General features: G+C 67.0%; 19 protein-coding genes. 3 read left to right on the top strand and 16 right to left on the bottom strand.

Annotation, left to right across the window (positions count from 1 at the left end; genetic code table 11):
* Window positions 1-87 precede the first annotated feature (87 nt).
* The 3 genes from flgA (at window position 88) to ACUDCK_RS11305 (ending at window position 1,748) form a co-directional block, all read left to right on the top strand.
* Entirely contained in the window at window positions 88-798 is a 711-nt protein-coding gene (gene flgA, locus ACUDCK_RS11315; RefSeq protein ID WP_054504548.1) for a flagellar basal body P-ring formation chaperone FlgA, read from the top strand.
* A 127-nt stretch (window positions 799-925) separates the two neighbouring features.
* Window positions 926-1,219 (top strand): flagellar biosynthesis anti-sigma factor FlgM, encoded by a 294-nt coding sequence (gene flgM / locus ACUDCK_RS11310; RefSeq protein ID WP_006394436.1) that lies wholly within the window; start codon window positions 926-928, stop codon window positions 1,217-1,219.
* A gap of 52 nt (window positions 1,220-1,271) precedes the next feature.
* Window positions 1,272-1,748, top strand: a complete 477-nt coding sequence (locus ACUDCK_RS11305; protein WP_175167459.1) for a flagella synthesis protein FlgN — start codon at window positions 1,272-1,274, stop codon at window positions 1,746-1,748.
* A gap of 76 nt (window positions 1,749-1,824) precedes the next feature.
* On the opposite strand, the gene flhF is transcribed toward ACUDCK_RS11305, so the two are convergent.
* The 16 genes from flhF to flhD form a co-directional block, all read right to left on the bottom strand.
* On the bottom strand, window positions 1,825-4,740 hold the full coding sequence (gene flhF / locus ACUDCK_RS11300) for a flagellar biosynthesis protein FlhF (protein ID WP_175167460.1): 2,916 nt from the start codon (window positions 4,738-4,740) through the stop codon (window positions 1,825-1,827).
* Window positions 4,737-6,857 carry a flagellar biosynthesis protein FlhA gene (gene flhA / locus ACUDCK_RS11295; protein ID WP_064528008.1) on the bottom strand — a complete coding sequence of 707 codons (2,121 nt, stop codon included), beginning with the start codon at window positions 6,855-6,857 and terminating at the stop codon, window positions 4,737-4,739. The genes flhF and flhA overlap by 4 nt, the downstream gene beginning before the upstream one ends.
* A 3-nt stretch (window positions 6,858-6,860) precedes the next feature.
* On the bottom strand, window positions 6,861-8,015 hold the full coding sequence (gene flhB / locus ACUDCK_RS11290) for a flagellar biosynthesis protein FlhB (protein WP_054504543.1): 1,155 nt from the start codon (window positions 8,013-8,015) through the stop codon (window positions 6,861-6,863).
* Window positions 8,016-8,212: 197 nt separating this feature from the next.
* Window positions 8,213-9,763 (bottom strand): methyl-accepting chemotaxis protein, encoded by a 1,551-nt coding sequence (locus ACUDCK_RS11285; RefSeq protein ID WP_155755608.1) that lies wholly within the window; start codon window positions 9,761-9,763, stop codon window positions 8,213-8,215.
* A 202-nt stretch (window positions 9,764-9,965) separates the two neighbouring features.
* Window positions 9,966-10,598, bottom strand: a complete 633-nt coding sequence (gene cheZ / locus ACUDCK_RS11280; protein WP_054504545.1) for a protein phosphatase CheZ — start codon at window positions 10,596-10,598, stop codon at window positions 9,966-9,968.
* Between the two features lie 8 nt (window positions 10,599-10,606).
* Entirely contained in the window at window positions 10,607-10,996 is a 390-nt protein-coding gene (cheY, locus tag ACUDCK_RS11275; RefSeq protein WP_006387517.1) for a chemotaxis response regulator CheY, read from the bottom strand.
* A 50-nt stretch (window positions 10,997-11,046) separates the two neighbouring features.
* Complete coding sequence (locus ACUDCK_RS11270; protein WP_054504546.1) at window positions 11,047-12,105, bottom strand: protein-glutamate methylesterase/protein-glutamine glutaminase; 1,059 nt, start codon at window positions 12,103-12,105, stop codon at window positions 11,047-11,049.
* A gap of 46 nt (window positions 12,106-12,151) precedes the next feature.
* Window positions 12,152-12,988 (bottom strand): CheR family methyltransferase, encoded by an 837-nt coding sequence (locus ACUDCK_RS11265; protein ID WP_116793268.1) that lies wholly within the window; start codon window positions 12,986-12,988, stop codon window positions 12,152-12,154.
* A gap of 26 nt (window positions 12,989-13,014) precedes the next feature.
* Window positions 13,015-14,721, bottom strand: coding sequence for a methyl-accepting chemotaxis protein (locus ACUDCK_RS11260; protein WP_445659310.1), 1,707 nt, complete (start codon window positions 14,719-14,721; stop codon window positions 13,015-13,017).
* 139 nt (window positions 14,722-14,860) lie between these two features.
* Window positions 14,861-15,361 (bottom strand): chemotaxis protein CheW, encoded by a 501-nt coding sequence (gene cheW, locus ACUDCK_RS11255; protein WP_006387513.1) that lies wholly within the window; start codon window positions 15,359-15,361, stop codon window positions 14,861-14,863.
* Window positions 15,362-15,376: 15 nt separating this feature from the next.
* On the bottom strand, window positions 15,377-17,521 hold the full coding sequence (gene cheA / locus ACUDCK_RS11250; RefSeq protein WP_445659309.1) for a chemotaxis protein CheA: 2,145 nt from the start codon (window positions 17,519-17,521) through the stop codon (window positions 15,377-15,379).
* 29 nt (window positions 17,522-17,550) lie between these two features.
* Window positions 17,551-17,931: a response regulator gene (locus ACUDCK_RS11245; RefSeq protein ID WP_054504153.1), complete on the bottom strand. Its 381-nt coding sequence runs from the start codon at window positions 17,929-17,931 to the stop codon at window positions 17,551-17,553.
* A 2-nt stretch (window positions 17,932-17,933) separates the two neighbouring features.
* Window positions 17,934-18,923, bottom strand: coding sequence for a flagellar motor protein MotB (motB, locus tag ACUDCK_RS11240; RefSeq protein WP_054504152.1), 990 nt, complete (start codon window positions 18,921-18,923; stop codon window positions 17,934-17,936).
* An 11-nt stretch (window positions 18,924-18,934) separates the two neighbouring features.
* Window positions 18,935-19,804: a flagellar motor stator protein MotA gene (gene motA / locus ACUDCK_RS11235; protein ID WP_006387509.1), complete on the bottom strand. Its 870-nt coding sequence runs from the start codon at window positions 19,802-19,804 to the stop codon at window positions 18,935-18,937.
* A 117-nt stretch (window positions 19,805-19,921) separates the two neighbouring features.
* Window positions 19,922-20,503 carry a flagellar transcriptional regulator FlhC gene (gene flhC / locus ACUDCK_RS11230; protein WP_054504151.1) on the bottom strand — a complete coding sequence of 194 codons (582 nt, stop codon included), beginning with the start codon at window positions 20,501-20,503 and terminating at the stop codon, window positions 19,922-19,924.
* Window positions 20,504-20,534: 31 nt separating this feature from the next.
* Window positions 20,535-20,858 carry a flagellar transcriptional regulator FlhD gene (gene flhD / locus ACUDCK_RS11225; RefSeq protein WP_006219025.1) on the bottom strand — a complete coding sequence of 108 codons (324 nt, stop codon included), beginning with the start codon at window positions 20,856-20,858 and terminating at the stop codon, window positions 20,535-20,537.
* Window positions 20,859-20,994: the final 136 nt, after the last annotated feature.

Below are 20,994 nucleotides of genomic sequence, written 5' to 3'. Positions count from 1 at the left end.
GGTGGCAGAACACAATCAGCCAAATAACCCGTCATTTCTCATCCAATTCACGTATTGCCAAGCGGCGCGGGCTTCTACAATTCGGACATGAGGAAATTCCCCGCAAATCTCCGCGCGCGCGCCGCCTGCCTGGCCGCCCTGCTGCTGGCCCCGGCGGCCCAGGCGCAGGACGCCGCCGTCCAGGCGCCCGAGGCGATCATCATCGCCGCGCAGACCTATTTGCTGGAACAACTGGCCTCCCTGCCCGGCCAGGCCTCGGTGAGCATCGATCCGCCGCGGGCGGAGCGCCTGGCGCCGTGCGATACTTTGTCCCCATTTATGCCGTCCGGCATGAAGCTGCGCTCGCGCATGACGGTCGGCGTGCGCTGCAACGCGCCCAAGCCCTGGACCACTTACGTGCAGGCCACGGTCAGCGTGCCGGGCTACTACTATGTCGCGTCGCGCATGATCGCGGCGGGCCAGGCCCTGACGCCCGCCGATCTGGCGCCGCGCGACGGCGACCTGGTGGCCCTGCCCCCGGGGGTCATCACCAATCCCGATACGGTGGTCGGCATGACCGCGGCCTACCGGATCAACGCCGGCCAACCGGTCAAGGGCGCCGCCCTGCGCAACGCCCAATCGGTGGTGCGCGGCTCGAACGTCCGTATCAACGCCCGCGGCAAGGGTTTCGTGGTCAGCAGCGAGGGGCAGGCCCTGGACAATGCGGCGCCGGGCGCCACGGTCCAGGTCCGCACCGCCAACGGACAGGTGGTCAGCGGCGTGGTGCGCAACGCAGGCCTGGTCGAAATACAACTTTAGGTAATGTTACATATCGCGTTGCGGCTAGCGCCCTCCTACCCTAAAGTTCCTTCCGACCCGGTCGTTACAGAGACATAAGTAGGCGGAGCCGTCGCAAACCGACCCAGGACGCCCTGCGGAGAAAACCTTGAAAATCAATTCGACAACCAACCGGCCCATCTCGGCAGATGCGGTCAGCCCTCGCGCCGAGTCCGCGGTCGCTCAGGCCTACGGCGCCGGCAGCGGCAGTGGCGCCAGCAGCTCGCAGGTCGCGCTGAGCTCGGCCTCGCGCAAGATGCTGGCCCTGCAAGACGGTTCGAACGACATCAACGTCGAGCGCGTCGCCGCGATTCGCGCCGCCATCGCCTCGGGCCAGCTCAAGATCGACACCAGCCGCATCGCCGATGGCCTGATCGCCAGCGCCCGTGACCTGCTGAAGTAATACTGCCTTTGCAAGATCGCCGTTTTTTCGACCCGTCCGCCCGAGTATGACCATGAGCCCTGTCGAATCCCTGCAAGCCTGCATGAAGCAGGAAGATGCCCTGATCACCGAGTTTTCCGCCATCCTGGAAGAAGAAACCAAGGTGCTGGTCGGGCCGGGCAACGTCGACGCGCTGCATGACATCACCGAGCGCAAGGGCAATATCGCCCAGCAGTTGGTCGACCTCAGCCACACGCGCGATGGCCTGCTCGCCGAAATCGGCCTGCCCCCCGGCCATGCCGGCACCGAGCAGGCCGCCGTGCAGCACCCACAACTTTCCGACGTCTGGCAGGCGCTGCTGGCCAAGTCGGCATCGGCCAACGAAATCAATATGCGCAACGGCGCCCTGATCGACGTGCACCTGCGCTATACCCAGCAATCGCTGGACGCCCTGCGTCAGATCGGCGGCCTGGGCGGCACCTCGACCTACGACGCCCAGGGCCGCGGCGCCCGCGCCACGCCGGGCCGCAAGCCCATCGTCGCCGGCTGAGCCGGATCCCGACGTCCCAATACAAACAGCCCGCTTTCGCGGGCTGTTTGTATTGAAGGCCCCGCGTCGAAGCGCCCTAGACGCCGCCGGCCATCTCCAGCATCGCGAACATCTTCAACAGCGCGACCGGCAGCAGGCGTCCGGACAGCTTGCGCTCCGGGCTGACGACGCCGGCCAGGGTGGCGCGCACGCCGTCCGCCGCCGAGGCATGCGCCAACTGCCAGCAGGCCGCGCCCAACTGGCCGGCCATCAGCGACTGCCGCGCCAGCGTATGCGCGCCATCGACCGCGGGCAGCGCCTGCCAGGCATTGGCCATGTAGCGGAACCCGGCGCGCGCCTCTTCCTGCAGCACCAGCCAGCGCGCCACCGTGGCGGCGTCCGCCTGGCCGGCGGCAAGGTTGGTCAGGCCGAACAACTGGCCGGCCACTTCGCCACTGGCGGTATCGATCAGGCGGGCGCACACCAGGCGGAAGCGGGTTTCGTCGCCGCGGCCAGGCAGGCCGATCTCGGTGCCCGAGGCCCACAGCGCCAACGGCGCCGGACGGGTGCCGGGCACGGCGCGCAGGCCGGGCATGTCGCCCGGCTGGCCCACCGGCAGATAGCCGACACTCTTGCCCACCGCGTTCAGATTGGTCGGACATTCGTCCTGGATCACGCGCATGCCGCCCGGGCTGCGCGCCACCCACGACACGCCCTGCTCGCTCAGGCTCTGCCACAGCGCCGAGGTGCCGGCTTCCAGCATGTGCACGGCCGGCACCTGGGCCAGTTGTTCGTTCAGCCAGCGCACCCGCGCCTCCAGGGCCAGCGCCGTGTCCGGCTGCGCGGCGGCGGCCGGCGCGAACGACGACAACATGCCATGGGGCAGCACCAACTGCTGCGCAGGCGCGGCCAGGGCCGCGCCGCGATCGCTCATCAGCACCGCGCTCAGCAACGTGCCCCCGGGCAAGGCCTCGCCCTTCATGCTGGCCTTGCCGTGCATGACCAGCAGATTGCGGCTGCAAGTGGTTGAGAATTCGCGCCGCACCATCGCCAGCGGCGTTTCGCCCAGCGCCGCGAGGCTCGACCCCGCGCCGTCGCTGACATACTCGCGCCACGAGGCGCGGGCCTGCACGCAGGCAGGGTCGCTGTCGAGCCAGCTCAGGGTGTCGTCCAGGTTCTGCGCGGCTTCGATCGTGCCGGCGCCGCCCTGCGGACGCAGGATCGCCGAAGCCAGCAATTGGCGGCGGCGCGCGGGATCGACACTCGCTTCGGTCTCGCGCGACGTCGACCACAGCGACGCCATGTCGGCCTCGCTGGGCGAATACAGGGCGCGGGCGCGCTCGACCATGGCGAAGGCGCGATCGATGAGCGCGTCGGCGCGCGCCAGCTCCAGGTGCTCCGGCACCTTCTGGCCGATCGACGAATAGTGGATGGGCAGGCGGTGGCGGATCGCCGTGTCCAATGCCGCACCCAGGCGCGAAGCCTCGTCGAGCTTGGTGATGATGCAGCCGGCCACGTCCTCGCCGACGCCGTTGCGATAGGCGTGGGCGACTTCGTCCAGCGTGTCGCCCTGGCTGGCGGCGTTGAGCACCAGCAGGCGGCGCACCGGCTTGCCGGCGTTGCACAGCATCGCGGCCTGCTCGGCCACCTGGCGGTCGCGCTGGCTGATGCCGGTGGTGTCGATCAGCACGATCTTGCGGTTGCCCAGCTCGGCCAGGACGCGGCGCAGTTCGCCGGCGTCGCGCACGGAGTGCGCCGGCACGCCCATCAGGCGGCCGTAGATCTGCAGTTGTTCGAGCGCACCGATCCGGAAATTGTCGGTGGTCAGCATGGCCACCTGCTCGCGGCCTTCGCGCGCGACGCAGCGCGCCGCCAGCTTGGCCAGCGTGGTGGTCTTGCCGACGCCGGTCGGGCCGACCAGCGCGTACACGCCGCCGCCCAGGAATTCATCTTCCGATCCCAGCACCGGCAGGTGCGTGACCAGTTCATTGCGGGCCCAGGCCAGCGCGGATTCGGCGCTCATGCCCTGCGGCATGCGTTCGACCAGCGCGCGGACCAGCTTGGTGCTGAAACCGGCGTCCAGCAGGCTGCGGAACAAGGCAGCGCCCGCCGGCTCGCGGCCAGGCCCCTGGCGTCCGCCCCACAGCAAGCCGTCCATGCGGCTTTCGAGCGCGCCGCGCAAGGCGCTGATGGCGTCCTGCAAGCCCGCCGCCGCATCGCTGGGCAGCGCCGCGGGCGGCACCCCCGGACCATTGCGCAGCGGCGCATCCGGCATGCGCGCCATCGGCGACGGCGCCACGGGCGGCACCTCTCGGGCAGGCGGCAAGGCCGGCATTTCCATCCGCACCGGCGCGGCGGGCGCCATCACCGCGGGCGCGGCCGCTTCCGCCGTCACGGCGGGCGGCGCCTGACGCGCGACGGGTTCCGCCGACACCTCCGGCTCGGGCTGAGACTGCGCGGCGTAGGCCGACTGGTAGGCGGCGATCGAACGCGACGGCACCGCGTAGGCGGGCTGCGCATCGGCGACGGGCACAGGCGGCGCTCCGTAGGCCGGTTGCGAGACGCTCGGCGCCGCACCATAGGCGGGTTGCGGCGCTGCGGCAGGCGGCGTGCCGTAGGCGGGTCGCGGCGCGACCGGCTGCGGCGCGGCGGCGGCCGGCGCGCCATAACCGGACTGCGCGCCATAAGGCGGTTGCGAGGCCGTGGCCGGGGTGGCGCCATAGGGAGGCGGCGCCAGGTTGGCGGGCGCGGCGTGACCGTACGGCGCGGGCGCCTGCGGCGGCACCGGCGCGGCCGGAGCGCGAGCCGGCGCGTGGCCGTCGGCATACCCCTGCGGCGTCGGCGTCGGCGCCTGCGGCGACGCGTCGTCGAACGCGCCCTCCACCGTGGCCAGCACCTCGATGCCGCCATCGACGCTGCGGTTCGACACGATCAGCGCGTCGGGACCGAGCACCTGGCGCACCTGGCGCATGACGTCACGGCTGTTCGCGCCAAAGAAGCGACTTATTTTCATTGACCATTACCTCCGCCGATGAGCGCCGTCACACGGACCATGCGCTCATCCGGAATTTCCGTATTCGACAACACGCCCAACTGCGGCAGGTGGTGGCGCAGGAAGCGCGACAGCGGCGCGCGCAGCACCGGCGACACCAGCAGCACCGGCGCGTTGCCCTGCGATTCCTGGCGCTCGACCGCCGCCTGGGTTTCGCGCAGCAGGGTATCCGCCAGGCCAGGCTCCAGGCCGCCGCTGGTGGTGAGCGCCTGCGACAGCACGCGTTCGAGCTTGACGTCCAGGCCGATCACGCGCAGTTCGCCCTCGCCCGGGAACCATTGCTGGGTGATGGCGCGACCCAATGACCGGCGCGTCAGCGCGATCAGCTCGTTGATGTCGGGCTGGCCGCCCGTGCCGGCTGCCAGCGCCGCCAGGCGCGGACCGTGCTCGGACAGGGTGTCGATGATGGTGCGCATGTCGCGGATCGGCACTTCCTCGGCCAGCAGGCCCTGCAGCACCTTCTGCAAGGCGGTGAGCGACAGCGTCTTGGGCACCAGGTCTTCGACCAGCTTGGGCGCGTCGCGGCCGATGCGGTCCAGCAACTGCTGCACTTCCTGGCGGCCCAGCAGGTTGGAGCCGTGGCGGTGCATCAGGTGGTTCAGGTGGGTGGCGACCACGGTGCCGGCATCCACCACCGTGTAACCGACCACCTGGGCCTGGTCGCGCAGGCTGCCGTCGATCCACAGCGCCGGCAGGCCAAAGGCCGGGTCGGTGGTGGGCGTGCCCTTGATCTGCATGGTCACGCCGCCCGGGTCGATCGCCAGCCACTGGCCCGGCATCGCCACGCCGTGGCCGATCTCGACGCCGGACAGCAAGATGCGGTAATCGTTGGGCTTGAGTTCGAGGTTGTCGCGGATATGCACCACCGGCGGCAGGAAACCCACGTCCTGGGCGAATTTCTTGCGCAGGCTGCGGATGCGGTGCAGCAGCTCGCCGTTCTGGGCGTGGTCGACCAGCGGGATCAGGCGGTAGCCGACCTCTAGGCCAAGCTGGTCCACCATCGAGACGTCATCCCAACTGGCTTCGGCCGCGGCGGCCTGCGCCTGCGTCACGGCCTGTTGCGGCACCTCGCTGGCCGCCACCTCAGCGGCCTTGCGCCGCTTGTGCATCGCCCAGCCGCCCCAGGCCAGCGTGCCGGCCAGCGTCAGGAAGGCGATGTGCGGCATGTTGGGGATCAAGCCCATGATGCCGATGATGCCGGCCGTCAGAAACATCACGCTGGGGTTGGAGAACAGTTGGCTGATGATCTGCTGGCCGATGTCCTGGTCGGTCGACACGCGCGACACCACCACGCCGGCGGCGGTCGAGATCACCAGCGCCGGGATCTGCGCCACCAGGCCGTCGCCGATGGTCAGCAGCGTGTAGACGCGGGCCGAGTCGCTCATCGACATGTCGTGCTGGGCCACGCCCACGATCAGGCCGCCGATGATGTTGATCGCCATGATCAGCAGGCCGGCGATGGCGTCGCCGCGCACGAATTTGCTGGCGCCGTCCATCGAGCCGAAGAAGTCGGATTCCTGCGACACCTCGGCGCGGCGCTTGCGGGCCTCGTCCTCGCCGATCAGGCCGGCGTTCAGGTCGGCGTCGATAGCCATCTGCTTGCCCGGCATCGCGTCCAGGGTGAAACGCGCGCCGACTTCGGCGATCCGCCCCGCGCCCTTGGTGATGACGATGAAGTTGATGATGGTCAGGATGATGAAGACGATGATGCCGACGGCGAAGTTGCCGCCCACCAGGAAATGACCGAAGGCCTCGATCACCTTGCCCGCCGCGTCCGGGCCGGTGTGGCCGTGCAGCAGCACCACCCGGGTCGAGGCGACGTTCAGCGACAGGCGCAGCAGCGTGGCGAACAGCAGCACGGCCGGGAAGGCGGCGAAATCCAGCGGCTTGCGGGTGAACATGGCCACCAGCAGGATCATCACCGACAGCGCGATGTTGAAGGTGAACAGCAGGTCCAGCAGGAAGGTGGGCAGCGGCAGCACCATCATGCCCAGCACCATCACGATCAGGATGGGACCGGCCAGGAGCCGCGCGTGCGTGGCTCCGTTGCTTTTCAACATGGTGAGCAGAGCGCTCATTCCTTAAGCTCCTTGTGCTGCGGTCTTTGCCTGCGGGTCCAGCGCGGCCGGCACGGGCAGGGACTTGGGCGCCGTCGGTTCGACCCCCCATCCCGAGCGCCACGAGCGCAACTGGAAAACCCACGCCAGCACTTCCGCGACCGCGGTATATAGCTCGGCCGGGATTTCATGCCCCAGCTCGACGTGTTGATACAGGGCGCGCGCCAGGGGCGGCGCTTCCAATGTGGGAATGCGATGCTCGGCGGCCAGTTCGCGGATCTTGGCCGCCACCAGCCCGGTGCCCTTGGCCAGCACTCGCGGCGCGCCGTTCTTGTCTTCCTCGTACTTCAGCGCCACGGCGTAGTGGGTCGGGTTGGTCACGACCACGTCGGCCTTGGGCACCTCGGACATCATGCGGCGGCGGGCGGCCTGGCGCTGCTGCTGGCGGATGCGCGCCTTGGTGTGCGGGTCGCCTTCGCTTTCCTTGTGTTCCTGGCGCACGTCTTCCTTGGACATGCGCAGCTTCTTCAGGTGGCTCCAGATCTGCCACGGCACGTCCAGCAGCACGATCACCAGCAGCGAAGCAACGATGAAGGCGCTGCACATCGCCACCAGGCTCAGCGCCTTGGTCAGGGCGGCGGCCGGCGCCACGTGCATCAGGCCCAGCATGTCGTCGTGGTAGCGCCAGATGATCCACACCGCCACGCCGCCCACCAGCAGGGCCTTGGCCAGCGCCTTGATCAGCTCGACCACGGTCTGCGACGAGAACATGCGCTTGAGGCCGGCGAACAGGCTGAGCTTGGAGAAATTCGGCGACAGCGGCTTGCCCGAGATGACAATGCCCCCCAGCAACACGCTGGACAGCACGGCGATCACCGCCAGCAGGCCGAAGATGGGCAGAATCACCATCAGGGCCTGGCCGAAGCCGTTGACGGCCTGCTCGACCATCACGCCCGGGTCGGCCACCACGCGCTGGTCGAACGCCAGGCCGTTGCGCAGCACCCCGCTCAGTCCCTTATAAATCGTGCCGCCGCCGGCCCAGATCGCCGCGACACCGGCGGCCAGCATCATGAACGTGCCCAGTTCCCGGGAACGCGCAATCTGCCCCTCCTCGCGCGCCTTTTCCAGGCGCCTGGGAGAGGCGGCTTCGGTTTTCTCGAGGTCGCTTTCTTCGGCCATGCTCTGCGGTGTCGTTGCGGCTCGCGGATTGACGGATTACGAGCTGCCCGCCGAGATTCTAGGAGGCCTGGGCCTTGGGCGATAAGCCAAGAAACGGGGGGAAAGCGGCGCTATTCCCGGATGCGCCCGGGCCGGGCCGGCCAGGGCGGGCCGGCGACCGGACGCCCTGCCCCGCCAGCCTGGCGGATCGGTCTGGTTCAGCCGGCCGCCGCGACCACCGGCCGCGCCGATCCGCCGGCGTCCAGGGTGGCCTGAAAACGCACGTAATCGAGCCCGATCCGCACTGCGCCCCAGTGCTCGCCGCCCAGGAACAGGGGCACGGAGATGTCGTTGACGATCTCGCCGGTATCACGGGAGTAGGTCTGAAACAGCAGGGTTTCGGTGTTGGCGGCCAGCCGCGCTCCGACCGGGTCGTCGAAGATGCGCTTGTGCCGCACCCGGGCGATGTCCTGGGCCGGATCGCCGCTGGGCGGGTGCGAATAGCGGCTGTTGTGCGCCGGGGCATACCCGCGCGCGTCCACCAGCAGCGCATAGCTGCCGCCGGGCACGGCCTCCAGCACGCGGTCCAGCAGGCGGGTCAGCGCCTCGTCGATGCCGCGGTCGTAGGCGGTGTGGTAACGCGGGGGATCGCTGCCCGCGATCCGCTGGTAATGGCGGTCGAACACATCCAGGCCGCGCTCACGGGCATGGTCGAGCAGCCGGATCGCCGCCAGCCGGAAGCCCTCCAGCGTCTCGGACAGGCGGTCGAAGGCGGTATTGCCGGTGCGCATGTCCGATAGCACCTCCTGCACGCTCTCAGTCTGGCGCCGGATGCGGTCGATCTCGCCGGACATGCTGGCCACCCGCTCGCGCACGTCGGCGCTCAGCGCGGCGATGCGACTGACGTCCTGGCTCATGCCGTGGTTGGTGGCGTCGACCTCGCCGATCGCCTGCACCACCTCGCCCACTTGGCGGTTCATGCTGTCGAAATCGCGTACGAAGTGCTGGAAATCCTGGCGCGTCTTGTCCAGCACCGCGCCGGACGCGTCCACGTCCTCGCGCAGGGCGCCGGTCTGGCGCTGGGTCGAATCGACCAGCTCCAGCATCTCGCCGGTATGGCGGCCGATGTCGCTGGTGGCGGCGTTGACCCGTTCGGCCAGCCGGCCCACCTCGCTGGCCACCACCGCAAAACCGCGCCCGGCGTCGCCGGCACGGGCCGCCTCCACCCCGGCGTTCAGCGCCAGCAGTTGGGTCTGCAGGGCGATGTCCTTGATGAGCTTGCTGATGTCGCCGACCGAACGCGCCCGGCCGGTCAACTGCGCCACCACGTCGGTGAACGCCGCCATCTCGCGCGTCATGCGGTCAACCCGCTCCTTGACCTCGGACAGCTCGGCCAGCGCCTGCTCGGCCGCCCGCAGGTTCTGCCCGGAGACCTGGGCGATCTCGCGCGCATGGGTCGAGGTGGACGCCGACAGCGCCGCGATCTGGGCGCCGCTGGCAGCCAGGGCCTCGGCCGCGCGCGCCTGCTCCTGCGCCAGCAGCGCGCAGCGGCCGGCCTGGAACTGGGTCCGGGCGGTGTTGAGGGCGATCTCGATGCTGGACTGCCGCACCGTGCTGACCCGGCTGCGGATGCCGGCCAGGAAGCGGTAAAGCGGCCAGGCGGCCGGGCTGAGGGACAACGGGCGTTCGGACAGCGTGGCGCGGCCACGGTTGAGCCGGCGCAACAACCCCCAGATACCTCCGAATCGGAATGTGGATCTGGCCAACATGGCACCTCCTTGTGCGGCCCGGATTGCCTTCTGTGGGCATCCATTGCCTGGGCGCGATGCGCCCTGTCTCCTGCTGCGGCCCCGATTCTTGTTGTGTTGCAGTCTACCCAAGGGCGCGCGTTCGCACCCTTAGGGAATACGACCATGCCCGACCAGCGGGCATGGCGGCAGGCGGGCCCGCGCGGCCCGTCGCCCGGCGGGCTCAGAAGCCCAGGCTGGCCAGCAGGTCGTCGACCTGGTCCTGGCTCGTGACCACGTCGGTCTTGCCCTGCGGGCTGACCTGCGGACCGTTGAGCAGGCTGTTCGCCTCGTCGCGGCGCTCTTGCGGCACGTTGTCCAGCAACACCTGCAGCAGCTCGCGCTCGATCGCGCCGACCACGTCCATCATGCGCATGATGACCTGGCCGGTCAGATCCTGGAAGTCCTGCGCCATGATGATTTCCATCAGCTTGGACTGGGTCTGCTGCGTCTGCTTGGGCACGTCCTGCAGGAATGCGCGCGTGTCCTTGACCAGCTCGCGGGCCTCGGGCAATTCCAGCGGCTGGTCGTACCATTGCTGCCAGCGAGCATCCAGGGCCTGCGCCGAACGCGACATGCCGTCCTGGATCGGACCGGCTGCCTCGGTCGCGTTCAGCACGCGGTTGGCAGCCTGTTCGGTCATCTGCGCCACGTAGCGCAGGCGGTCGCGCGCGTCGGGAATGGCGTTGGCTGCGTCCTTGATCGCCTGGTCCAGGCCGAGCTCGCGCATGCTGTCGCGCAGCATGCGGGTCAGCGAGGCGATGCGGTGAATCAGGTCCGGGGATTCCGCCGAGTCTTCATTCTGCGTCGTGCTCATTGCACACCTCAGCCGCCAATTTTCTCGAAGATCTTGACCAGCTTCTCTTCCAGCGTCGCCGCGGTGAAAGGCTTGACCACGTAACCGTTGGCGCCGGCCTGGGCCGCCGCGACGATGTTTTCCTTCTTGGCCTCGGCCGTCACCATCAGCACCGGCAGCGAAGCCAGGCTGGCGTCGGCGCGGATCTGCTTGAGCATTTCCAGGCCGTCCAGATTGGGCATGTTCCAGTCGGAGACGACGAACTGGAAGCCGCCGTTGCGCAGCTTCTCCAGCCCGATCGCGCCGTCTTCGGCCTCATCCACGTTCTCGAAACCAAGCTCCTTGAGCAGGTTGCGGATGATCCGCCGCATGGTGGGGAAGTCATCCACCACCAGAATCTTGATGCCCTTGTCTACCATCTTTTACTCCAGAAGAAATTTGCTTGAGACCGATCGGGATCACAGCCGCGTCAAACGCGGTGTCCCCGGTCGCCCAGGCGAGTCAGAATGCGCTCACTCATTGCCGACAGCGGCACCACTTCGTCAGCCGCACCGATTGCGATGGCCTCCCGGGGCATGCCGAAGACCACGCAACTGGCTTCATCCTGCGCGATGGTATGGGCGCCGGCGCGGTGCATGGCCAGCATGCCGGCCGCCCCGTCCTTGCCCATCCCGGTCAGGATGACGCCGATGGCGTTCTTGCCCGCTGCCACGGCGGCGGAATTAAACAACACATCCACCGACGGGCGGTGGCGATTGACCGGTTCGCTGGCCTCCAGCTCGATCACGTAGTTGGCGCCACTACGGCCCAGGCGCATGTGCATCTCGCCGCCCGGGGCCAGGTACACGTGGCCCGGCAGCACGCGCTCGCCGTGCACGGCCTCGCGCACCGTCACCGCGCACAGGGCATCCAGGCGCTGCGCGAACGAGCGCGTGAAACCGGCCGGCATGTGCTGCGTGATCAGGATGGCCGGGCTGTCCGGCGGCAGCGGTTGCAGGACCTCGCGGATGGCTTCGGTGCCGCCCGTGGACGCGCCCACGATGACCAGCTTTTCCGAGCTGGCCAGCGGCCGGCGCAACATCGGCGCCGGGGCGGGCGCCGGCGCGTGCGGGCTCGGCGCCCGCAGCTTGGCGCGCGAGGCGGCGCGGATCTTGTCGGCAATGATCTCGGTGTATTCCAGCAACCCGTCGCGGATGCCCAGTTTGGGCTTGGTGACGAAGTCGATGGCGCCCAGCTCAAGCGCGCGCAGCGTGATTTCGCCGCCGCGCTCGGTCAGCGACGACACCATCACCACCGGCATCGGCCGCAGGCGCATCAGCTTTTCAAGGAAATCCAGCCCGTCCATGCGGGGCATTTCCACGTCCAGCGTCAGCACGTCGGGATTGTGCTTTTTGATCAGCTCGCGCGCCACCAGCGGATCGGGCGCGGTCGCAACCACTTCCATATCCGGCTGGCTGTTGATAATCTCGGTCATCAGTCCGCGCACGAGCGCGGAATCATCCACACATAGAACTCTGATTTTCTGCATTGTTTACCGCCTCAGGCGGACCTGGAATCCGTCGTCACCGACAGCTCTAGGCCTTGCCAGCGCATTCGTAGACTGTCTGCCCGCGCAGACGGAAATCCCGACTGATATAGGTGAAGTTCTCCGAATGGCCCGCAAACAGCAGGCCGCCCGGCTTGAGCAGCGGCACGAACCGCTCAAGGATCTTCGCCTGGGTCGGCTTGTCGAAGTAAATCATCACGTTGCGGCAGAAGATGACGTCGAACTTCTCGCTGATCGGCCAGGAAGGCGCCAGCAGGTTCAACGTCTCGTACCGCACCATGTCGGCAATCTCGGGACGCACCCGGACCTGTCCGGCGTTGGCGCCGCGGCCCTTCAGGAAGAAGCGCTTGAGGCGGCTCTCTTCCATCTTGGCCACGCGCTCGGCCGGATAGACCGCCGTGCGCGCCCGGTTCAACACGTTGGTGTCGATATCGGTCGCCAGCACCGAGCAGGCGCTGGCGCGCGGGCCCAGGGCCTCGGCCAAAGTGATCGCGATGGAGTATGGCTCTTCGCCCGTGGACGCCGCACAACACCACACCGACACCGGGCCGCCGCGCTTTTGCGCGAAGTCGGCCAGGATCGGGAAGTGGTGCGACTCGCGGAAGAACGCGGTCAGGTTGGTCGTCAGGGCGTTGACGAAATCTTCCCATTCGGCCGCGTCCGGCTCGTTCTCCAGTTGGTCCAGATAGCTGGCAAAGTCCTGCCGGCCCAGCGCGCGCAGGCGCCGCGCCAGCCGGCTGTAGACCATTTCGCGCTTGTGCGCGCCCAGCGAGATGCCGGCACGCGCGTGAATCATCTTGCGCACGCGGGTGAAGTCCGCGTCGCGAAAATCGAATTGGCGGTCCACCGGAATGGACGGCGCCATGTTTGCTGCTGTCGCCACTGCCGCCCTCAGCGCTCAATAGCAAGCGCGTCTGGCGCTTGCAGCCGTGAATCGTCGCCGGCGGCGGAGCGACCCGAAGACAGGCGATGGGCCGGCACTTCGATCACTTCGCCGACGTTGATCTTGAACACCGCCACCGCCTCGGCCAGGCGCTGCGCCTGTTCCTGCAGCGAGCCGGCCGCGGCCGCCGCTTCTTCCACCAGCGCCGCGTTCTGTTGCGTCACTTCGTCCATCTGCGACACCGCGCGGTTCACCTGGTCGATGCCGCTGGACTGCTCCTCGGACGCCGCCGAGATCTCGCCCATGATGTCCGTCACGCGCTTGACCGACGCCACGATCTCCTGCATCGTCGCGCCCGCCCGTTCAACCTGCTCGGAACCCGCGCCGACCTTGGTCACCGAGTCCTCGATCAGGCCCTTGATTTCCTTGGCCGCCTGCGCGCTGCGCTGCGCCAGCGAGCGCACTTCGCCCGCCACCACCGCAAAGCCCTTGCCCTGCTCGCCGGCACGGGCCGCTTCCACTGCCGCGTTCAGCGCCAGGATGTTGGTCTGGAAGGCGATGCCGTCGATCACCGACACGATCTCGGAGATCTTGCGCGAACTGGCGGAAATGCCGTGCATGGTGTTGACCACTTCCGCCACGGCCGAACCGCCGCGCTCGGCCACGTCCGACGCGCTGGCCGCCAATTGGTTGGCCTGGCGCGCGTTGTCGGCGTTCTGCTTGACCGTCGAGGCCAGCTCTTCCATCGAAGCGGCGGTCTCTTCCAGCGAGGCCGCCTGCTGCTCGGTGCGGCTGGACAGGTCGGTGTTGCCGGCGGCGATCTCGTGCGAACCGGTATTGATCTCGTCGACGCCCCGACGCACCGAGGCCACCGTGCGCGTCAGGCTTTCCTGCATGCGCTTGAGCGCGGCGAAAAGCTGGCCGATCTCATTGGTGTTGCGGACTTCGACGCGCGCGGTCAGGTCGCCGCCGGCGATGCGGTCAAAATGATGGCCGGCGTCCTTGAGCGGCTGCAGCACGCGGCGGCGCAGGAACACATAGGTGGCGAACACCAGCAGCGCGGCGATCACGCCGCCCGCGCTCACCGCCAGCAGCACGAACTGGTAGCGCACCTGGGCCACCTCGAACGCGTCCAGCATCTTGCTGGCGCGCCAGAAATCAAAGCCTTCGACAGCGCGGGCGAAGCGCCCTTCGAGCGCATCCTGCACCTTCTGCACCTGCGCCTGGTAGGCCGGCATGTCGGCCTTTTCAAGCGCGGCGGTCAGCGGCACCACGCCCTGCTGCACCAGCGCGCCATACGAGTCCTCGACTTCCTTGAGGGACTCGGCCGCCTCGGCCGGTCGCGGCAGGGTCTTGAAATAGTCGAACTCCGCCTGGCCCTTGTTCTGCGCCGCCTTGGCGCGTTCCAGCAAGCCGGCTGCCTCGCTCGACAGGCCCTGCGCCAGCAGCGTGGGCTGACCGACGCTGCGGACGATGTCGCCATAATTGGACGTGGCCGCGCGGCCCAGGCCATTGAGGGTGTCCTTGTAGCTCAAGACGACACGGCCCAGCGCGTCGTTCAGTTCTTGCGATTGCTTGATTTCCGCCAGCGTCGCATTGCTGATGCGCAACGACAACACGCCCAGTGCGGCTCCGATCACCAACATGAATGAGAAGAACGCCAGCACCCACAACAGGCTGCTGCGTATCGTCATGTTCGCGAGAAACTTGCGCATCACAAGCACCACTCCTGACTGCAAACGTTAAGGAAAAGCGCCATATCGATTCCACAATATGGCGCGCCCATCTCCCTGGGAGGTCGCCACCGCCGGGGCTCCGCCCCGCCGGTCGCGCATCCGGGTCCGGTCCTTCCGATCAGGAAGCGACCTTCTCCACCAGGGCCATTTCATCGCTGGTCATCATCTTCTCGATGTCGACCAGGATCAGCATGCGTTCATCAACCGTGCCCAGGCCCGTCAGGTATTCGGTGGACAGGGTGGCGCCGAACTCCGGCGCCGGGCGGATCTGGCCAGCGTTGAGCATCAGCACGTCCGACACGCCATCGACGACGATGCCGACCACGCGGCGATCGAGGTTCAGGATGATGACGACGGTCTGCTCGTTGTATTCGACGCTGCCCAGGTTGAACTTGATGCGCAGGTCGACGATCGGCACGATGATGCCGCGCAGGTTGGTCACGCCCTTGATGAACGGCGGAACATTGGCGATGCGGGTCACCGTGTCGGCATCGTAGCCGCGGATTTCCTGCACCTTCAGGATGTCGATGCCGTACTCTTCGTCGCCCAGCGTGAACACCAGGAACTCGTTGCCGACATCTTCATTGCGCGCGGCTTGCGCTTGCGGTTTGGCTGCCATGGGGCTATTTCTCCATCAATTCAGAATGGCTTCGGGCTGCGACCAACGCTCACGGTTGGCGCGCGCAAGCGCAAATACGTCGACGATCAGCGCCACGCTGCCATCGCCCAGGATGGTGGCGGCGGAGATGCCGGGGACCTTGCGGTAATTCGACTCTAGGTTCTTCACCACCACCTGGTGCTGGCCGATCAGGTGATCCACCAGCAACGCGAAACGGCGGTCTTCGGCCTGCATGATGACGGCGATGGCCTGGGTCGGGTCGGTCTGGGCCTCGCTGACCGAGAACACGCGGTGCATTTCGACCAGCGGCAGGTACTCGCCGCGCACGTGCATGACGCGCTCGTTGCCAGCCACGGAGTAGATCTGGTCGTTGGTCGGCTGCAGCGATTCGGTCACGTGGTTCAGCGGCAGGATGAAGGTCTCTTCGCCCACCCGCACCGACATGCCGTCCAGGATCGCCAGCGTCAGCGGCAGCACGATGCGCGTGGTGGTGCCGTTGCCCGGCTCGCACGACAATTGCACGTGGCCGCCCATGTCCTGGATGTTCCGGCGCACCACGTCCATGCCGACGCCGCGGCCGGAGATGTCGGTGACCTTCTCGGCCGTGGAGAAGCCCGGCGCGAAGATCAGTTGCCAGATTTCGTCGTCCGGCGAGTTCTCGTTGACAGGCAGGCCCTGGGCCATGGCCTTCTTGAGGATCTTCTCGCGATTCAGGCCGGCGCCGTCGTCGCTGACCTCGATGACGATGTTGCCGCCATTGTGCTGGGCAGACAGCACCAGTTGGCCGACCGGATCCTTGCCGGCGGCGACGCGCTTCTCGGGCGTCTCGATGCCGTGGTCCAGGCTGTTGCGCACCAGGTGCGTCAGCGGATCGATGATGCGCTCGATCAGGCTCTTGTCGAGTTCGGTGGCGCGGCCGTAGGTCTGCAATTCGATCTGCTTGCCCATCTTGCCGGCGATGTCGCGCACCAGGCGCGGGAAGCGGCTGAAGACGTAGTCCATCGGCATCATGCGGATCGACATGACGGCTTCCTGCAGGTCGCGCGCGTTGCGCTCGAGCTGCTCCATGCCATTGAGCAGGCGGTCGTGCAGCACCGGGTCCAGCGTCGACGCGGTCTGCGCCAGCATGGCCTGGGTGATGACCAGTTCGCCCACCAGGTTGATGACCTGGTCGACTTTTTCCACGCCGACGCGGATCGAGGTGGATTCCTTGTCGACGTGGGCAGGAGCCGCGGCGCGGCTGGTGCGCGAGGCCTGCGAGATGGCTTCGGCAGCGGCGGCCGACTCGGCCACGGCGGGCGCGGCAACAGGCGCCGGCGCGGGTTCAGGGGCCACCGCCGGGGCCACGGCGGGCGCCGCGGCCGCGACGGGCGCGGGCGCCGCCTCTGCCGCGCTGGCCGGCGGCGCTTCACGGGCGATGTTGAGCTGGTCGGCGTCGACGATGAAGCAGCAGACGGCCTCGATGTCGTCCGGGGTGCAGGTGCTGTCGACCCAGACGGTCAGGACGCCGTTGGCACGCTGGCTGGCCTTGACCTGGCCGAGGTTGCCCATCTCTTCGAGCAGCGACTCGGCGTCCTTGTCCGACACCTTGGTGATGCGCACGCGCAGCGGCAGGCCGGCGGCATCGGCGGCAGGAGCCGCCTCGACCACGGGCGCGGGCTCGACCACGGGCGCGGCCTGCACCGGCGGCGGGGCGACCGGCGCAGGCGCGGCGGCCGGCGCAGGCGCGGCGGCCGGGGCTGCGGCAGCCGCGGGATCCTTGTGCTCGAGGGCGAGCTGCCTCAACACCGCGCAGATGCGCTCAAACACGGCTTCATCGGGCTCTTCGGAGGCCCGGTAGGCATCCAGTTGGCTTTTGAGCACGTCTTTCGTTTCCAAGAAAATATCAATCATGTCCGTACGCAGCGCCATTTCGCCGCGACGGATCGCGTCCAGAAGGTTTTCAAGCAGATGGGTGGTGCCCGCCAGCTGGTTGAAGCAGCCGAACGTCGCCGCGCCGCCCTTGATCGAGTGGGCCGCGCGGAAAATGGCATTGAGCTGCTCGATGTCGGGCGCGCCGACGTCGAGCTCGAGCAGCAACTGCTCCATTTGCGCGAGCAGTTCGTCCGCCTCGTCGAAAAAGGTCTCGTAAAACTGACTGAGGTCCAAACCAGAACTCATGACCCGTACGCCTTCATAAATGAACTTGCCTACGCGCCGGATTGCTCATCGAGCAATTCGGACGCCAATTCCACCAGCACATCGGGATCGACCGGCTTGGACAGCCAGCCGCATACGCCCAGATCCCGCGCCGCCATCTTGCTGTCCACGTCGTCTTCGGTGGTCAGCACCAGCACCGGCACGTCCAGGTACTGTTCCTGTTCGCGCAGGCCCTGGATCAGTTGCAGGCCGCCCATCACGGGCATGTTCCAGTCGCTCACCACCAGGTCCACCGGATGGTTTTTGGCCACCTCCAGCGCTTCCTGGCCGTTGCCGGCCGTCAATACCTTCCATCCCGCGCCCGTCAGCGTCGCCTGGACGATCATTCTCATCGTCGCCGAATCGTCCGCCACCAGAATCGTTGCCGCCATTGCTATCGAGCCCCTTCGGCGGGCGGCGTTGCCGCCGCGTCGCCCTGCTTGGTTGCCGTCGTGGCCTGGGCGGCGGCGTTCACCGCCTCCACGGCCGTTCCAACCTCGCGGGCATCCTTGGCGCTGACGTCCGCGGCCGCGGCGTTCTCGCTTTCGATGCGCCGCTGGGTGCTCTGGTTGAGCACCACTAGGCTGATACGTCTATTAACGGCCGCATATGGATCATCTTTAACGAGACTCATGCTCGAGGACAGACCCTGGATGCGCATGACCTTGCTTTCATTCATGCCGCCGGCCACCAGTTCCTGGCGCGAGGCGTTCGCACGATCGGCCGAAAGTTCCCAGTTGCTATAGGCGCGCTCGCCGCGGGCGTACTGCGACGCGTCGGTGTGGCCCGAGATGCTGACCTTGTTGGGCAGCTCGTTCAGAACCGGCCCCAATTCCCGCAGGATGTCGCGCATGTAGGGCTGCACCTCGGCGCGGCCGGTGGCGAACATGGGGCGATTCTGGTTGTCGATGATCTGGATCCGCAGACCTTCGGTGGTCAGGTCGATCAGCAATTGGGGCCGGAAGCTCTTGAGCACCGGACTGTTCTCGATGACGTTTTCCAGCCGCCTCTTGAGGTTTTCCAGGCGGTGCTGGTCGCGCCGTTCGGCATCACCCATCGGCTGGGCCTCGACCCGGTTGCCCTGGGCGCGGCGCTCGTCGCCGTCGCTGCGCAGCGGGTCGCGGCCGCCCCCGGGGACCGCGCTGGTCTCGGCCGAGCTGCTGGGACCGCCGGTCAGCGCCACGCGCAGGGGCATGCGGAAGTATTCGGCGATGCCCTTGAGTTCCTCGCGCGGCACGATGCTGATCAGCCACATCACCAGAAAGAACGCCATCATCGCCGTGATGAAGTCGGCGTAGGCGATCTTCCAGCTTCCGCCGTGGTGTCCGCCGCCGTGGACTTTCTTGCGGCGGATCACCACACGGTGGTTGTTTACCGTGCTCATGGCTCGCTCCGTCAGGCCTTGGCAGTGGACTTGGTCTGCCGGACGTGCTCTTCCAGCTCACCGAAAGTCGGCCGCACCGACGAATACAGCACCTTGCGGCCGAATTCGACCGCGAGCTGCGGCGGGTAGCCGTTCATGCTGGCCAGCAGCGTGGTCTTGATACATTCCAGCACCTTCATGGCCTCGTCCGTGCGGCGCTCGATGCGCGAGGCCAGCGGACCGACGAAGCCGTAGGCAAGCAGAATGCCCAGGAAGGTGCCCACCATGGCCTTGGAAATCAGGTCGCCGAGAATGGCGGGCGGCTGATCCACGGCGGCCAGTGCCTTGATCACGCCCAGCACCGCGGCCACGATACCGAACGCGGGCAGGCCGTCGGCCATCTGCCGGATCATGCTGGCAGGCACTTCGCGCTCGTGGCGGTAGGTTTCGATTTCCTCGTCCATGAGCGTTTCGATCTCGAACGAGCTCATGTTGCCGCTGATCATGATGCGCAGGTAGTCCGTGATGAACTCCATGAGCTTCTCGTCCTTGGCGATGCGCGGATACTCGCTGAAGATCGGACTGGAGGCAGGATCCTCGATGTGCGATTCGATCGCCATCAGGCCTTCGCGGCGCGCCTTGTTCAGCAGCACGTACAGGAGCGCCATGAGCTCCATGTAGACGTCCTTGCCGTAGCGCGAGCTTTTCAGCGTGTCGGGCAGCGCCTTCTTCACGAGCATCAGCGATTTCTTGCTGTTGCCGGCCAGGAAGGCGCCGAAGGCCGCGCCGAAGATCAGCGTCAACTCGAACGGCTGGTAAAGCGCGCCCATGTGGCCGCCCAGCGCTACGAAGCTGCCGATGACCGACACGATCACCACTAGAAAACCGATAACAATCAACACATCAGGCCCCTGCCAACGAAGTCTAAAACCGGCGTCAATGATCCCCTGTTCCCCCCGTCCCAAAAAGGCGGGTTACGGGGAGTTTTCCAGGGCTTTTGATGTATTTGGACGCGCCGCTCAGGAACGGGCGGCGTCTACGGCTGGCACGGATCGGCTGCCCGCGCGCGCCTTGGCGGCGGCACGGGTCTTGCCGGCCCGGGGTGGCGGACGGCAGATTGCGCACACGAAATCCGACTGCGGATCATGCGCGTGCGCAATGAAATGCCCGCCACACTGGCGGCAGGCGGAAAGCTGCAGCATGCCGCTATCGAAGAACCGCACCAGCATCCAGGCCCGGGTGAAGCTCAGCACGGGCTCGGCGGATTCGGCGTTGTCCACGCCGGCGTTCTCGAGATAGAGGCGGTACGCGTCGATGATGGCGCGGATGCCCTTGCTGCTGGTGCGCGTGTTCAGGAACGAATACACGTTGTAGAACAGCGAGGAATGGATGTTCGGCAACCAGGTCATGAACCAGTCGACCGAAAAAGGCAGCATGCCCTTCGGTGGCGAGCAACCGCGGATTTCGCGGTACAGACGTGCCAGGCGGTCATGGCTGAGGCTGGTTTCAGCCTCCAACACCTGCAGCCGCGCGCCCAGAGTGATCATGGAGCTGGCTAGCAGGATGTCATCCGCTTCCTGCGAAACGCTCTTGGTGGCCATTACGCGTGTCCGAGTGGGAATCGACAGGCCGTCAGGCCAGTTCTTCAACAGGTTGCTTGGCCAGCAGGATCGTCGCGTGCGCTTGCTGCAGCGCACCGCCCAGCACGTCGTGGGTCAGGGCCGACAGCAGGCTGTAGTCGTCGAAACGGAAACGGCACAGGAGCGAACTGGAGCTGGCCAGCTTCACCAGCTGAGCCGGAGAAAGACGCATCAGGATATCGGCAACCTCGTTGCTGAAACCCAGACGGAACATCGATGCAGCATAGTCATCGCGCAGCATGCGCTGCGCGAGAAGCAGGTAGGACAGATTCACCTCACGGATATCTGCCAGCAAAGAATTTTCGACTTGTTGCACGCCCGACTCCCTATTCCCTATCCCACCGAAGGGGCTTGATAACCAAGGACAATGGCAACGTTTGTTGCACAGTGTCCGCTGCATCCTGTTTTAATGCGAAATGTATCATTTGTTCGCAATTTAAGTAAAATTTACC

This window comes from Achromobacter sp. CF-sbj1-Ac2-l (assembly GCF_052698165.1).
This window is presented reverse-complemented; position numbering and strand designations above follow the sequence as displayed.